A 14,431-nucleotide genomic window follows, 5' to 3' on the forward strand; every position below is an offset into this window, starting at 1 on the left:
CATAACAATAATATTTATTTAATAGATGCCTAATGAAAGATAATATAACCATGTTACATGGCGGTTATCATTCTCGAAAACCTCCTGCACGTATAACTGCCAGAGATAAAATGCAGTCTTCTTTACTTGACAGGCTTACCGATAACGAACCTGACAAGGAAAAAGAAGCCTCCAGCAACTACTTGCTATCACACCGAACTTTTCGACAAAACGTACTACGGGATTTACAATGGTTGCTTAACAGCATCAATAATGAATCTAATCAAGAGCTCTCTTCTTTTGCTGAAATACAACATTCTACTTATAACTTCGGCATAGCACCATTGGCTGGTAAAAATATGTCTGATATCGAATGGAATGATATTAAAAATAAAATCATTAAAGCCATTCATATTTTTGAACCACGTATTATTCCCAATGAGCTTCAAGTGAATTGTATTTCTAATATAGATTCACTGTCTCTATACAACATATTATCAATAGAAATAAAAGGATTTTTATGGTGCGTTCCCTGGCCAATAGAATTTCTATTTCGCAGCGACATTGATCTTGAGCATTGTTATTTCACTATGCAAGAAGCCAGCTAAACCTAGCTTAGAAAAATATTCGGGACAAAACATTCTGTAAAAAACACGCTGCAAAAAAACGACGAGGGAAATAATGGATAGCAAACTGCTGGAATACTATAATCGCGAGCTAGTGTACTTACGCGAAATGGGCAAAGAATTTGCTGAGCGCTACCCCAAAATTGCCAACCGTTTGGGAATGCACGGTATTGAAGTTACTGATCCCTATGTTGAACGCCTGATAGAAGGTTTCGCTTTCCTGACTTCCCGCATTCAGTTAAAGATGGATGCCGAATTTCAACATTTTTCCCAGCACTTACTGGAAATGCTATATCCCAACTATCTGGCTCCCACTCCCTCAATGGCAATCACTGAACTTCAACCCGATATGAGCAAAGGAGATATCAGCCACGGTTTTCTAGTGCCACGCGGTACGATTATGCTCAGCCAATCGCTAAAGAAAGATGGAATTACTTTTCAATACGCTACTACTCAAGACGTGGTCTTACAGCCTCTGAAACTGCAAAAAGTTGAGCTTGGCAAAATCCCTGCCAATATCCCTCTAGTGGGATTAAACCTCAACCAATATGGCGCTGTCAGCGCATTGCGGATACGCCTTGCCTGCAAAGGAAAATTTTTTCTCAACGATTTGGATCTCAATAAACTGACATTTTTTCTGTCAGGGCCAGATATTCAGTCTCAGAAATTGATGGAGCTGATTATGGAACACTCCGTTGGCATGGTATGCCAAACTCTGGATGAAACTCCGCAATATCTGGCATTGCCTGATATTTCTCCACATCATGAAGGATTTGATGATGAGCAGGCCATTTTGCCTAATGATCCCCGTAATTTCAGTGGCTATCGTCAAGTTCAAGAGTATTTTGCCTTTCCGGCACGTTTCCGGTTCTTCAGTATTCGTGGGATGCAACCTTTGATTCAGGCGACCAGGAAAGCCAATGAATTCGAGCTAATCATACTGCTGGATAAAACCGATAGGAGCCTAGAAAGCCTGATCGATACTTCTTATCTGGCATTGAACTGTACTCCCGTGATTAATTTATTCCCCAAAATAACCGAGCGGGTTACTGTAGATGAAAGTACCAATGAATATCATCTGGTCGTGGATAATATCCGCCCGCTGGATTACGAAATTTTTTCCGTGCAACGCTTGCATGGTGTGGATGCACAACAAAATCAAGAACGCATATTTCGCCCTTTTTGGTCAACTAACAGCGATGATACAGGTAATTACGGTGCTTATTTCTCACTGCGTCGGACACCCCGCATTTTGTCTGAACATGCCCATCATTATGGAACCCGCACCAGCTATATCGGCACAGAGACATTCATTTCAATTGTTGATGAACAACACTCCCCATGGTCTAACTCATTGAGATATATGAATGCTGACGTTATGTGTACTAACCGCGATTTACCCGCCATGTTGCGACAGCAGGATATTAATAGCTTTGCCATGCTGGACTCCATCCCCATCAGTAAAATTGAATTTCTTAAAAGACCGACGATCCCCCGCCCTGCTCTGGCAGAGGGGGCAATATCATGGAAATTAATCAGCCAACTGCAAATGAATTACACACATTTTATGGATAAAGATAAAAAAGAAGGAACTCAGGCACTACGACAATTATTAAGCCTCTATGCCGATCTTGCTGAGCCAGCGGTAATGCGCCAAATTAATGGAATACGTCACTGCTCATTAAAAGAAATCTATCGTAGAGCGCCTGAACCAGGCCCTATCGTCTTTGCCCGTGGCATCAGCATCAGACTAGAAGTTGATGAACAAGAGTTTGTCGGTGCCAGCCCGTGGATTCTGGGCAGTGTGCTGGAAAAATTATTCTCACGCCTTGTTACCATAAATTCCTTTACTGAAATGACATTGCATAGCCAGCAACGCGGGCAGATCGGTTTCTGGCCTGCCCGCATGGGCAACAAAAAACTGATATAAGAACTGATATAAGTTGGGGTAAAAGCCATATGAATATAAAGACAAATATCATTTCCATTCATCGTGTATGCCGCTTGCCTGAGAATTTCTGGAAACAACTCACTCAAACACCTTGGCAATTTGATCTATTTCAGACCTTAAGACGCATTGATGCCCAGTCGGGAGAGTTTTATCGGTTAGGAACTGCCCCACTGCCACGATATGAGCCTTTGCGCTTGGGACAAAAAGCTTCAATGGAATTCGCTCCCTGCACAATTTCAAAAGTCCGTAAGCTGGAGAATTCAAAGTTGTATGAAATGCTTATTTACAGCTTCGGATTATTTGGCCCCAATGGCCCATTACCTCTGCATCTGACTGAATATGCTTATGCACGGGAATATAATTATAAAGATCCAACGTTGGGAGCCTTTGTCAATTTATTTCACCATCGGCTGATCACCTTGTTCTATCGTGCCTGGGCCAATGCACAACCTACTTCATCATTGGATCGACCAGACAATCAGCAGTTTTGTCATTATATGGATTGCCTGATCGGAACGGGACTACCAGCCCAACAGAGTTTCAACCCGATTAATAACGAGGCCACTAAAGCCGACAGTATTATCAGCAACCATACCCGTTACGCGTTGGCTGGTCATCTTTCCCGTCAAAGACACAGTGCGGAAGGGTTGAGGAAAATACTATTCTTTTATTTCAAGATACCCGTAAGAATTGTCCAAAATATTCCACAATGGTTGAAAACCGAAACACAGGATCAGGCTCGATTGACGGCAGGACGCCATGTTCCCAATTTAGGCAAATCTGCAATTTTGGGAATTGCTGTATATGATATTCAACATAAATTCCGTATTGAGCTGGGGCCATTATCTCGAACGGAATATGATAAGTTTTTGCCTGGACAGCCAAAATCTCAACAAGTATGTGATTGGGTTTATCAATACTTGGGTATTGAGTACGCATGGGATATTAAATTAATACTTGATAGATCAGATATAACAGAAATGCATCTGTCAAAAGCGACCATGAAATTAGGCCTCAATAGTTGGTTGGGAAAAGTTAAAAAACCAATCCATTATGACGATTTAATCTACAACCCTGCCTCCTCGAAAAGCTAATTTAAAATAATTCTCTCATTACTCACAACATATTGCGGATTATATTCATGTCAGAAATCAGTCGATCAGTGCTCTTCAGTAAACTCAATCGTGTATTATTCACTTCACTGGAAAATGCCACAACCTTCTGCAAGCTGCGCAGTAATCCTTATGTCGAGTTGGTACATTGGTTACATCAGCTCATGCAGCAACAAAACTGTGATTTACAATCGATTATCCGTTACTTTGCATTAGATGAGGCCAAACTGACAAAAGATATTATTGCAGCTTTGGATCGCCTGCCGCGTGGAGCCAGCGCGATTTCTGATCTCTCCGAACATATTGACAGTGCTGTAGAACGTGCTTGGGTATATGGTTCATTAAAATTTGGTGTTAATAAGATCCGTAGTGCGCATTGGCTGATTGGTATGTTAAAAACCTTCAATCTACGCAATACCCTGAAAGCTATTTCACCACAGTTTGAACAAATAAATGTAGATACGTTGGCAGATAATTTCAACGCTATCTGCGGCAGTAGTGATGAAGCCCAAGATAGCGAGCCATCACCCAGCAGTTCCCAATCCACAAAACCACAAACCGCTGAGAGTACCTTGCGACAATATGGGCAAGATTTAACAGATCGGGCTCGCAATGGGGAAATTGACCCCGTATCAGGACGTGATGAAGAGATCCGCCAGATTATTGATATCCTGATGCGCCGCCGCCAAAATAATCCCTTACTGACAGGTGAAGCAGGAGTGGGAAAAACTGCCATCGTTGAAGGGCTGGCTTTACGGATCGCAGCCAATGAAGTTCCTCCTCCTCTGCAAAACGTTCAACTCTGGCTATTGGACATTGGTATGTTACAAGCGGGAGCGGGTGTCAGGGGGGAGTTCGAATCCCGCTTACGCAAAGTGATTGATGAAGTACAATCCAGCCCCATTCCCATTATTCTGTTTATTGATGAAATCCATACGCTAATAGGCGCCGGCGGGCAACAGGGAACCGGTGATGCGGCCAATTTACTTAAACCCGCATTAGCGCGAGGTCAGTTACGAACGCTCGGAGCTACCACTTGGTCAGAATACAAGAAATATATTGAAAAAGATCCTGCCCTCACCCGTCGTTTTCAAGTTGTCCAGGTTCATGAGCCAGATGAAAATAAAGCACTTCTGATGCTACGCAGTCTGGTGGGAGCGCTGGAAAAACATCACCGCATCCTCTTACTGGATGAAGCGGTTGAAGCCGCTGTACGCCTCTCCCATCGCTATATTCCAGCCCGTCAATTACCAGATAAAGCCGTGGCTTTGCTAGATACAGCTTGTGCCAGAGTAGCTATTAGCCAACACGCCGAACCACCCCAATTGGAACATTGCCGACATCAAATTAATGCGTTGAAGATTGAATTAGAAATTGTCGAACGAGAATCAAAAGTGGGTATCGGTAATCAACAACGATCAAAAATCATTCTTGATGAGCTGTCTATATTGGAAGAACAGCGTATTCAGTTGGAACATCGCTGGCAGCAAGAACTTACTCTGATTGATAAAATCATTCATCTGCAAACCCAAATTCATGAACAGCAGGATGATGATATCGGTGCGCTTTATACTGAGCTGCTGGCATTACAGCAACAATTAAAAACGTTGCAAAAAGAAACCCCTCTTATCTTTGCTTCAGTAGACAGCAATGTTGTTTCCTCCGTTGTATCAGACTGGACAGGCATTCCTCTTAGCCGCATGGTAAAAGATGAAATTGATGCTGTTCTACATTTGGCTGATACGCTTAACCAACGAGTCATCGGGCAGTACCATGCTTTAGAATTAATAGCCAAACGGGTACGCACTTCACGCGCCAAATTGGATGATCCCAATAAACCTGTTGGTGTGTTCATGCTATGCGGTCCTTCTGGTGTCGGTAAGACCGAAACAGCGCTGGCATTGGCGGAAACATTGTATGGAGGGGAACAGAACTTAATCACTATCAATATGAGTGAATTTCAGGAAGCGCATACAGTATCCACATTAAAAGGCGCACCTCCGGGATATGTAGGCTATGGTGAAGGTGGAGTATTGACCGAAGCCGTACGGCGACGTCCCTATAGTGTGGTATTACTGGATGAAATTGAAAAAGCTCATCCTGATGTTCATGAAATTTTCTTTCAAGTCTTTGACAAGGGGTGGATGGAGGATGGTGAAGGCCGACACATTGATTTCCGCAACACCATTATTATCCTGACATCCAACGTAGGTGCTGACTTGGTCTGTTCATTATGCACCCCACAAGATCGCATTCCTGATCCGGAAAAACTCAGTACGGCACTGAGAAAACCATTATTAAAGGTATTTCCTGCTGCCTTACTAGGGCGTTTACTGGTTATTCCTTATTACCCATTAAGTGATGAGGTAATGAAAAATATCGTTCACCTTCAATTGGATAGAATTAAAAAACGTTTATTGGAAAACCATGGTATTACAGCCACATTTGATGACGCCACGGTTGAGCATATTGTCAGTCGATGCACAGAAATCGAATCTGGTGGCCGTATGGTGGATGCTATCTTGACCAATACCCTGCTACCACAAATCAGTCAACATCTGCTTTCCGCCAGCGCCAATGATCAACAATACCATCAGTTGGTCGTATTCCTGAAACAAGGTGAGTTCCAATTCCAATTCGCAAATTAGATTTGTATTCAAAATGCTTGTGGTATTTTTCATAAATCCACTATTGAAGAGCAAATAGATTTTCTATAGGGAATAAATATCATGTATACAGAAAAACAACTTTATGAAAAAATGGATAATGCTTTCTCCCAAAATTCTGAAGATATTATCGCGAAATTAAAATCATACCTAAAAATAATAAATTACAATATAGAAAACAAGAAACAAATAGAAGCTAATTATGCTGTAGGAGCCGATCTCAATTTACTACCAAAGATAATAGAATTAGAAAACCAAAAAAAACCTCTCTTAAATCTTTATCTTACTGAAAGCCCCTATAAATTAATACAGAAAATAATGGAATTAAGAAATAAGAATGAAGCTTCCGCCAGATTTATTGTTGGTACAGGCAATAGCGATCTGGCTCACTTTATTGCCTTAGATTATAGATGCTTAGAAGGAAATCCGTCTTTAATAGGCATTGAATCTGCTACAATAATAAGCTCTGATGAAAGAGGTAATGTACCAAGTCTATTAATCAATGACATAAAGCTTTTATTGAAAACTAACAATCTTAATATTCCTCTTATAGTTATTTCATCTGATGTTCAAAAAAGTATGGGGGAGTGCATTATTTTCAGTATTTTCTTTTGCAAAAAAATGTTTAAGCATTCAAAATACTTAGACAGCCTACGTAAAAATAAAAAATTCATGAAAGATGACTTCATTCAAGATGGATTTACTCCAACCGCACTATCAAATGCAATATTACCCCCGAAATTCATGAAGCATACACAATCAGAAAGTAGACTAAATAATTTTTTATCAAGGTGGGATAAAAATAAAACAACCCCTATCAATAATAAGGACGAGAAATTAGAAGAACATTTTAATAGATATAAAATCGTCGGAGATGTCAACGGTCAACAAAAAAAATACAGCAATTCCATAGAAATAAAAAGACAGAAGATAATCAATTCAGTTTTAAATGCCTATAATACAAGAGAAGATTTTTTTGATAAAAAATAAATGATTTTTGACTCCGCTATATGCTACTTTTTTATTGAGGTTCTGGCCTGATTGAATCGTATGCATTGGCTGTGAGCAAAAATTTGATGCACAGCCAATTTTATACGCTTAATGATGATGAATTTGCCGCTTATTCATCATTTTCATGTTCAGCCAGATGTTTTTTACCACTCAGACCATATTCACGTAATTTATTGGCTATTGCTGTGTGGGAAACACTCAGCCGTTTTGCTAGTTTACGCGTACTGGGATAATGACGATAAAGGCGTGTCAATACAGAACGCTCAAAACGCTTGCTGATTTCATCCAAAGATCCCACCAGCATATCTTCATTAAATGCCACCTCTGCTTCCAGTTCAGGTAACTGAATATCCTGTGGACTGAGTTTGTTACTCTCAAGTTGAGTCAGTGCATGATAGATGGCATTTCGAAGCTGTCTGACATTTCCGGGCCAATGATAACCACAAAGAAATTGCTCTAAGTCAGAAGAAAATTTAGGTTTATCTAAGCCTTGTTCTGCCGCAAAACGCGCTACAAAATAGTCCGTCAATGGCATGATATCGGCCTGACGTTCCCGCAAAGGAGGCAATGTAATGGTTAAAACATTCAGCCGATAATAGAGATCTTCACGAAATTCCCCTTTTTGTACCAATTCAATTAAGTTTTTCTGAGTGGCGCAGATAATACGGATATTCACTTTAACTTCATTCTCTTCACCTACACGGCGAAATGTTCCGTCATTTAAGAAACGAAGTAATTTGATCTGCATTTGTGACGACATTTCACCGATTTCATCCAATAAAACCGTGCCACCGTTAGCTTGTTCAAAGAAGCCTTTTTTGCCTTCCAATGCATTTGGATAGGCTCCTGCCGCATAACCAAACAGTTCACTTTCTACAACATCATCCGGCATAGAAGCACAATTCAGCCCAAGAAAAGGCTGTTTTCCCCTCGCGCTTCGCAAATGACAGGCTTTAGCAAACTCATCTTTTCCTGTGCCTGTCTCACCAATAAGCAACAAGGGAGCATCAAGCATCGCCATTTTACGGGCCTGCTCTACGACATGAACCATTTTAGGGCTAGCAGCAATAATTCGTTCAAAAGCGCCATCATCACTTGCGGTCAATTTTTTAAGCGGAGATTCAATATGCACCGATGAATGATGTTCGCCAGAACGCAACATAATTACGGCGCCTACACATCTAACAATCTGATTTTCATCTGTTAACTGCATAGGAATAATATCCATCCCATAATCTTGCCCTTTGATGGATAATTGTGCTGAATGTTGTTGATGATCTTCACTTTCAAGCCAGCGAAGAAAATTGTAATTGCTAATTAAATAACCAATATTTTTTTGGCTGATTTTCTCTTTACTGAAATCAAACAATGACAAAGCAGCAGAGTTAGCCAGTTCAATATTACCTTTCATATCAATAGAAAAGATAGGCTCAGGAACTGATTCCAATAAAGTCCACATCGCTCTATGCTCTTTCTCTGACGGCATGAAAGCAACCGTTCTGACATCAATAACACCATTGATTCGGCGAATTTCTGCCATCAACACCCGAAAAATATTGAAGTCAATTTGAGTAAAATTAAGGTAAATACGACGCGCAGGAGAAATTTCAATTCCTTTCAGGTCAATATTTCGTAATACCAGTAAATCGAGTAATTCGCGGGTTAACCCAATTCGATCCTGACAAGTAACTTCCAATCGCATTTTTCTGACCTTATTTACACGATGTTCTTAACCACCTGAAATGTTACCCGTTACTACCCAATAGATGAAGCCCTTGTCAGCAAAAGTTTACAATAAAGTGAGATGTCAACTTGGTATGATAGTAACAATTAATTAGCGACTTTGCTGTTATTTGTGTCTTTGGCTGTACTTTTGTTTTTCATTGGTAACGTACTTTTAAGCTGAGTAAACAACTGATGACGAAAATCCCCTAATTTCGGTTTATCTCCATCAATCCACGGTAAAGGGCGGCACAGTTCCATGGCTTTGATGCCTAAACGGGCTGTAAGTAACCCTGCACCGATCCCTTGTGCGGCACGTGCAGAAAGACGGGCCGCAATATCCTGTGACAACCAGTCCATACCCACTTCTCTTACTAATTCCGATGCTCCTGCAAAGGCAATATTCAGCAATACTAACCGAAACAAGCGAATACGGCTGAAATAGCCCAATTTGATTCCATAAAGTGCTGCGATTCGATTAATAAGTCGAATATTTCTCCAGGCAATAAAGGCCATATCCACAATAGCCAATGGGCTGACAGCAATCATCAACGCTGATTCCGCAGCAGAGCGACTGATCTCCTTCTTGGCCTGAGCGTCCAAGACAGGCTGAACCAACTTACTATATAACATGACAATTTCACGATCATTGTGGGTTTCATGCACAGCAGCCTGCCAACGCTGCAATGCCGGATGTTGTTGCCCAATACCTGCTTGTTCTGCCAATTTTTCACAAAATTGGCGCCCTTTGCCAATGCCATGGCTTTGCAATAGTGTTTTCGCAATATCTCGTTCTTCTGTACGTTGTCGTAAATGGTAAAGGTGCCGCCATTCCCTCACCACACTGCCTATTCCCGCAAAAACGATCATGCTGCCGGCAGCAGAGATCCCCAGTGCAATCCAATCATGTTGCTGCCATGCTTGATATATCCACTGAACACATTGGGCGACGACACTTATTCCCAACAAAAATACAGCACTGGAAAAAACTTTTCGCCAAAAACTACGTTTCGGTTTCAAAGCAGCATTCAATGCGCCTTCAAATTCTCCTTCCTGCTCTTCCGCTTCCAACTCTGGCATAATCGGATAGAACTCTTTTTCCTGCCCAGTAAATTCTTTTTTTGATTTCAGTGATGGTTCTGATGAGGTTTGTACAACATCGCCAAAATCAATTCTCGGTTTCAAAGGTTCGGTCATGTTAATTTGTCTCCCAATAAAAACTCCATCGCACTATCCATGCGAATATGGGGTAACGGTGTGTCAGCATTGACTTGTTTTGGCCGGAATGATTCGAAATTAAACCCTTGTTTTTGCCAGAACTCACTATTTGGCAAGCGCTGTGGTACTTCCCCCGGAAAAAACGTCAGCAATTTATTGTCTGACAAGCGATTGCCCTTGATGGCAGGAATTTTTGCGCCTTCATGAATGACAATGCCGCTCTCTGTTGCCTGAACAGATGCAAGCCCTACACAATCCATACTGATCCCTTCAAACGCCGCATTTTGCCAGGCTTCCTGTACCAATTGCTGTAAAAGAGAAACAAAATTGGCATGCTGGTCTGCCGTAATATGATCAGCTTTGCTGGCAGCAAACATCAATTTATCAATGCAGGGCGAGAATAAACGACGAAATAGTGTTCGCTTACCATAATGGAAACTTTGCATAAGTTGTGTCAATGCAAGCCGCATATCGTTGAATGCTTGCGGACCACTATTCAATGGTTGTAAACAATCCACCAGAACTATTTGCCGATCAAAACGGAGAAAATGCTCTTTATAGAATCCCTTAACGATATGATCACAATAATAAGCAAAGCGTTCACGTAACATGCCGATGTTGGTGTGTTTGTCCGCTTTTGCCAATTGCTGCTCCCCGATTTTATCAATATTCGGCCACGGGAAAAATTGCAGTGCCGGAGCACCCGCCAAATCCCCCGGCAAGATAAAACGACCAGGCTGGATAAAGTGTAAACCCCGCTGCTTACATTGATGTAGGTAGTCAGTATAAGCCTGAGCAATTCTGGCAAGTAAATTTTCATCAGCAGGCGCCAATGGATCACATTGTTTGCATAATGCTAACCACGGTTCAGCCCAATTCGCTCTTTCTCCTTTCAGTAACCCATTCATATGCCATGACCACGCTAGATAATTTTGTTCCAGCATGGGTAAATCCAATAGCCATTCGCCCGGATAATCGACAATTTCTAAATAAAGGGTGGAGGTTTCTTTCAGGTAACGAAATAGGGAATCTTCAGAGCGATAACGCAAAGCCAAGCGAATTTCACTTACTCCGCGTGTTGGGATCGGCCAGCAAGGGGGCGTATCATATAATGCTGCGATATTTTCATCATAGGCAAAACGAGGCACCCCAAAATCCCGCTGTGGTACTCGTTTCACACCAAGTAGGCGGCCATCGCGTACAGCAGAAAATAGTGGCAATCTGGCTCCACTATGCACATGAAGAAGTTGGTTCACCAAAGAAGTAATAAATGCGGTTTTTCCACTGCGACTTAATCCTGTTACCGCCAGTCGCAAATGGCGGTCCATTCCACGATTAACAAGCGCTGTCAGTTCGTTTTGCAATCGTTTCATGCTTCTCCTAGATGGGAATACCGTGAATCTGTTTCATCCGGCCTGTAACATTGGCATAATTATTATGCAATATTTAATATTATTTCCGCGGTTACTGGCCAGAACTTATGTGGTTGATCACGCTCAAAGCTGGCGAAAACGGCTGCGCACATTGTACGTTTCAGAAGTAACATAGCGTTCCATTTGACGCAAACGTGCTTCGCTTGCCTTCAATTGGTAGTCTACTTCATTCAACATTTTCTGTGCTGATGGCCCTCTGTTTTTTTCCTCTGCTGAATATCCCGCAGGCGCGGGGTCCATTACAAAGGTCAAGATAATATAAGCCAATACCGTTATGCCAAATAGCCCAAAGAATAGCGATAATACCGTGATGGTGCGGATAAGCGGAGCGGGCACATCAAAATAGTCTGCCAACCCAGCACAAACCCCTTTAACCATCCCCTGTTCTGGCAAACGGTAAAGTTTTCTGCGGTATTTATTTGACATTATGACTGTCTCCAATTTGGATGCTCTGCATCAAGGATATCTTCTAACGTTTTAATCCTTTCTTGCATGCGTCTGGCATTCTCTGTCAATTGTTCTAAACGCTGAGTTTCACTGTTCCCTAACTGACCCCGATTGCCATTCTGGTTGCTGTAATGCAGCCATAACCAGATGGGTAAGACAAAAAGCACAAAAATGATCAGCGGGACCCCAAGAAATATATAGCCCATTATCTTTCCTTAGTTATGCATGACATATGTCATCATTGTGAATCTTTGATATTCATTTTAGCTTTCAAGGCCGCAAGTTGTGCACTAATTTCATCATCTGCCTTCAATTCAGCAAATTGCTGTTCAAGTGATTTCTGTTTACCTAGTCCAACAGCTTCTGCCTCTGCTTCCATGTGGTCTATCCGGCGCTCAAACTGTTCAAAACGCGCCATTGCCTCATCAATTTTACCACTATCCAACTGACGACGTACTTCGCGCGAAGATGCCGCAGCTTGATGGCGCAGAGTCAATGACTGTTGCCTTGCACGCGCTTCTGTCAATTTATTTTCCAGCTCAGTCACTTCACCTTTAATACGTTCCAGAGTTTCATCCAGAATAGACAATTCGTGTATTAGCATTTCAACTAAGCTACTGACTTTTTGTTTTTCGATCAACGCTGCCCGCGCTAAATCTTCTTTGCCCTTGCCCAGTGCCAATTCAGCTTTTTCTTGCCAACCATCAATTTGGCTTTCACCCATGCTGATACGGCGCAAAAGCTGTTTTTTTTCTGCCAATGTGCGGGCTGAAGTAGAGCGGATTTCCACCAGCGTGTCTTCCATTTCCTGAATCATCAAGCGAACCATTTTCTGTGGATCTTCAGCTTTATCCAGCAGAGAGGAGATATTAGCGTTCACGATATCAGCAAAACGAGAGAAAATACCCATAGTCATAAACCTCTTTCATTAGAATGTATGTATGTTATGCCTGTGTATTGTTTAATACGGATACAAGATACACGGTAAGACACTTAATTAAATACAAGATACATGCCAACTTTCTTGTTTTACTTATCTAATTGAAATAGCTTGAATAATTTTTTATTTGCTTTTTTATTGCGATAAGTTAACTTAGTTAAATTGACCAATTTTTGGCGAAAAATACCATGTCTCAGTTTATTGATAACCTATTAGGTGAAGCAAACTGTTTTATTGAAATTTTGGAACAAGTCTCCGCATTGGCAAAATTAAACAAGCCTGTTTTAATTCTCGGAGAACGAGGGACAGGCAAAGAGTTAATTGCCCACCGGTTACACTATCTTTCTCCGCGTTGGCAAGGCCCTTTTATTTCACTGAATTGTGCAGCACTCAATGAAAATTTGCTTGATTCAGAACTTTTTGGTCATGAGGCCGGGGCTTTCACCGGTGCCCGTTCAAAACATCAAGGCCGTTTTGAACGAGCTGATGGCGGAACCTTGTTTCTTGATGAACTCGCTACTGCTCCTATGCAAGTACAGGAAAAATTACTGCGGGTCATTGAATATGGTCACTTAGAGCGCGTAGGCGGTACTCAGTCATTACAAGTCGATGTACGTTTGATCTGTGCAACCAACGAAGATTTACCTTCTATGGCAGTCCGTGGAAAATTCAGAGCCGATTTGCTCGATAGGCTCGCTTTTGACGTCGTTCATATTCCACCACTGCGTCAACGGCAACCAGATATTATGTTACTGGCACAGAACTTTGCGATTCAGATGTGCCGTGAATTAAATCTGCCATTTTTCCCGGGGTTTACTGATGAGGCTAAACAACAATTACTTTCTTATCATTGGCCCGGCAATGTTCGCGAATTAAAGAACGTTATCGAACGTTCCATTTATCGGCATGGTAACAATGAAAATGAGTTAAATACGATTATTATCAATCCCTTTTTACCATCACAACAATCTGTCCCATCATCCACTGACAGCAGAATGACCAATTCGCCCCTTCCTGGGTTACCTCTTGATTTAAGACAATGGCAAAACGATAGCGAAAAGAGTTTGATCATGCAGGCCTTGACAGAAAGTCAATTCAATCAGAAAAAAGCCGCTGACAAACTTAACTTGACTTATCACCAACTACGCGGACTAATCAAAAAACACCATATCAACGTTCATGATAACGATTAAACAAAAAGTCGGCTGTGCAGAGTAATCAATTAAAGGCAGGCAGATAGATAGATAGATAGATAGATAAAAAAATAGCCGGCACCCGAGCCGGCTAATAAAAATACTGGAAGCAATGTGAGCAATGTCGTGTCTT

General features: G+C 41.6%; 12 protein-coding genes. 6 read left to right on the plus strand and 6 right to left on the minus strand.

Annotation, left to right across the window (positions count from 1 at the left end; all coding sequences use genetic code 11):
- The first annotated feature begins 32 nt into the window (after window positions 1-32).
- From PSI14_RS00730 to PSI14_RS00750, 5 genes are all read left to right on the plus strand, one after another.
- A complete protein-coding gene (locus tag PSI14_RS00730) occupies window positions 33-587 on the plus strand; it encodes a type VI secretion system baseplate subunit TssE (protein WP_273573931.1) in 555 nt (184 codons plus the stop codon).
- A gap of 73 nt (window positions 588-660) precedes the next feature.
- The gene (tssF, locus tag PSI14_RS00735; protein WP_273573932.1) at window positions 661-2,535 is read left to right on the plus strand and encodes a type VI secretion system baseplate subunit TssF; all 1,875 of its coding nucleotides are present in this window, start codon (window positions 661-663) and stop codon (window positions 2,533-2,535) included.
- A gap of 29 nt (window positions 2,536-2,564) precedes the next feature.
- Window positions 2,565-3,650 (plus strand): type VI secretion system baseplate subunit TssG, encoded by a 1,086-nt coding sequence (gene tssG / locus PSI14_RS00740; RefSeq protein WP_273573933.1) that lies wholly within the window; start codon window positions 2,565-2,567, stop codon window positions 3,648-3,650.
- Window positions 3,651-3,697: 47 nt separating this feature from the next.
- A complete protein-coding gene (tssH, locus tag PSI14_RS00745) occupies window positions 3,698-6,316 on the plus strand; it encodes a type VI secretion system ATPase TssH (RefSeq protein ID WP_273573935.1) in 2,619 nt (872 codons plus the stop codon).
- Window positions 6,317-6,397: 81 nt separating this feature from the next.
- Window positions 6,398-7,324, plus strand: a complete 927-nt coding sequence (locus PSI14_RS00750; protein WP_273573936.1) for a YopJ family acetyltransferase — start codon at window positions 6,398-6,400, stop codon at window positions 7,322-7,324.
- 130 nt (window positions 7,325-7,454) lie between these two features.
- On the opposite strand, the gene tyrR is transcribed toward PSI14_RS00750, so the two are convergent.
- The 6 genes from tyrR to pspA all read right to left on the minus strand — a co-directional run bounded on the left by tyrR (window position 7,455) and on the right by pspA (window position 13,075).
- Window positions 7,455-9,047 (minus strand): transcriptional regulator TyrR, encoded by a 1,593-nt coding sequence (tyrR, locus tag PSI14_RS00755; RefSeq protein ID WP_273573937.1) that lies wholly within the window; start codon window positions 9,045-9,047, stop codon window positions 7,455-7,457.
- A 128-nt stretch (window positions 9,048-9,175) separates the two neighbouring features.
- Window positions 9,176-10,264 (minus strand): YcjF family protein, encoded by a 1,089-nt coding sequence (locus tag PSI14_RS00760; protein WP_273573939.1) that lies wholly within the window; start codon window positions 10,262-10,264, stop codon window positions 9,176-9,178.
- A complete protein-coding gene (locus PSI14_RS00765; protein ID WP_273573940.1) occupies window positions 10,261-11,658 on the minus strand; it encodes a YcjX family GTP-binding protein in 1,398 nt (465 codons plus the stop codon). The genes PSI14_RS00760 and PSI14_RS00765 overlap by 4 nt, the downstream gene beginning before the upstream one ends.
- Window positions 11,659-11,781: 123 nt before the next feature.
- Window positions 11,782-12,144, minus strand: coding sequence for an envelope stress response membrane protein PspC (pspC, locus tag PSI14_RS00770; RefSeq protein WP_273573941.1), 363 nt, complete (start codon window positions 12,142-12,144; stop codon window positions 11,782-11,784).
- Complete coding sequence (gene pspB, locus PSI14_RS00775; RefSeq protein ID WP_273573942.1) at window positions 12,144-12,371, minus strand: envelope stress response membrane protein PspB; 228 nt, start codon at window positions 12,369-12,371, stop codon at window positions 12,144-12,146. Before pspB ends, pspC begins: the two co-directional genes overlap by 1 nt.
- Window positions 12,372-12,403: 32 nt before the next feature.
- Window positions 12,404-13,075 (minus strand): phage shock protein PspA, encoded by a 672-nt coding sequence (gene pspA, locus PSI14_RS00780; protein WP_273574094.1) that lies wholly within the window; start codon window positions 13,073-13,075, stop codon window positions 12,404-12,406.
- A gap of 218 nt (window positions 13,076-13,293) precedes the next feature.
- Between pspA and pspF the strand changes: the two genes are divergently transcribed.
- A complete protein-coding gene (gene pspF / locus PSI14_RS00785; protein ID WP_273573943.1) occupies window positions 13,294-14,298 on the plus strand; it encodes a phage shock protein operon transcriptional activator in 1,005 nt (334 codons plus the stop codon).
- Window positions 14,299-14,431: the final 133 nt, after the last annotated feature.

It is taken from the genome of Xenorhabdus anantnagensis (assembly GCF_028598555.1).
Taxonomy (GTDB): Bacteria; Pseudomonadota; Gammaproteobacteria; order Enterobacterales; family Enterobacteriaceae; genus Xenorhabdus; species Xenorhabdus anantnagensis.

What these genes read in the sequence shown, in the direction of transcription:
- tssF (WP_273573932.1), top strand. Translation starts at nt 661, where the DNA reads ATGGATAGCAAACTGCTGGAATACTATAATCGCGAGCTAGTGTACTTA.
- tyrR (WP_273573937.1), bottom strand. Translation starts at nt 9,047, where the DNA reads ATGCGATTGGAAGTTACTTGTCAGGATCGAATTGGGTTAACCCGCGAA.
- pspA (WP_273574094.1), bottom strand. Translation starts at nt 13,075, where the DNA reads ATGGGTATTTTCTCTCGTTTTGCTGATATCGTGAACGCTAATATCTCC.
- tssH (WP_273573935.1), top strand. Translation starts at nt 3,698, where the DNA reads ATGTCAGAAATCAGTCGATCAGTGCTCTTCAGTAAACTCAATCGTGTA.
- PSI14_RS00760 (WP_273573939.1), bottom strand. Translation starts at nt 10,264, where the DNA reads ATGACCGAACCTTTGAAACCGAGAATTGATTTTGGCGATGTTGTACAA.
- PSI14_RS00750 (WP_273573936.1), top strand. Translation starts at nt 6,398, where the DNA reads ATGTATACAGAAAAACAACTTTATGAAAAAATGGATAATGCTTTCTCC.
- pspC (WP_273573941.1), bottom strand. Translation starts at nt 12,144, where the DNA reads ATGTCAAATAAATACCGCAGAAAACTTTACCGTTTGCCAGAACAGGGG.
- PSI14_RS00765 (WP_273573940.1), bottom strand. Translation starts at nt 11,658, where the DNA reads ATGAAACGATTGCAAAACGAACTGACAGCGCTTGTTAATCGTGGAATG.
- PSI14_RS00730 (WP_273573931.1), top strand. Translation starts at nt 33, where the DNA reads ATGAAAGATAATATAACCATGTTACATGGCGGTTATCATTCTCGAAAA.
- tssG (WP_273573933.1), top strand. Translation starts at nt 2,565, where the DNA reads ATGAATATAAAGACAAATATCATTTCCATTCATCGTGTATGCCGCTTG.
- pspB (WP_273573942.1), bottom strand. Translation starts at nt 12,371, where the DNA reads ATGGGCTATATATTTCTTGGGGTCCCGCTGATCATTTTTGTGCTTTTT.
- pspF (WP_273573943.1), top strand. Translation starts at nt 13,294, where the DNA reads ATGTCTCAGTTTATTGATAACCTATTAGGTGAAGCAAACTGTTTTATT.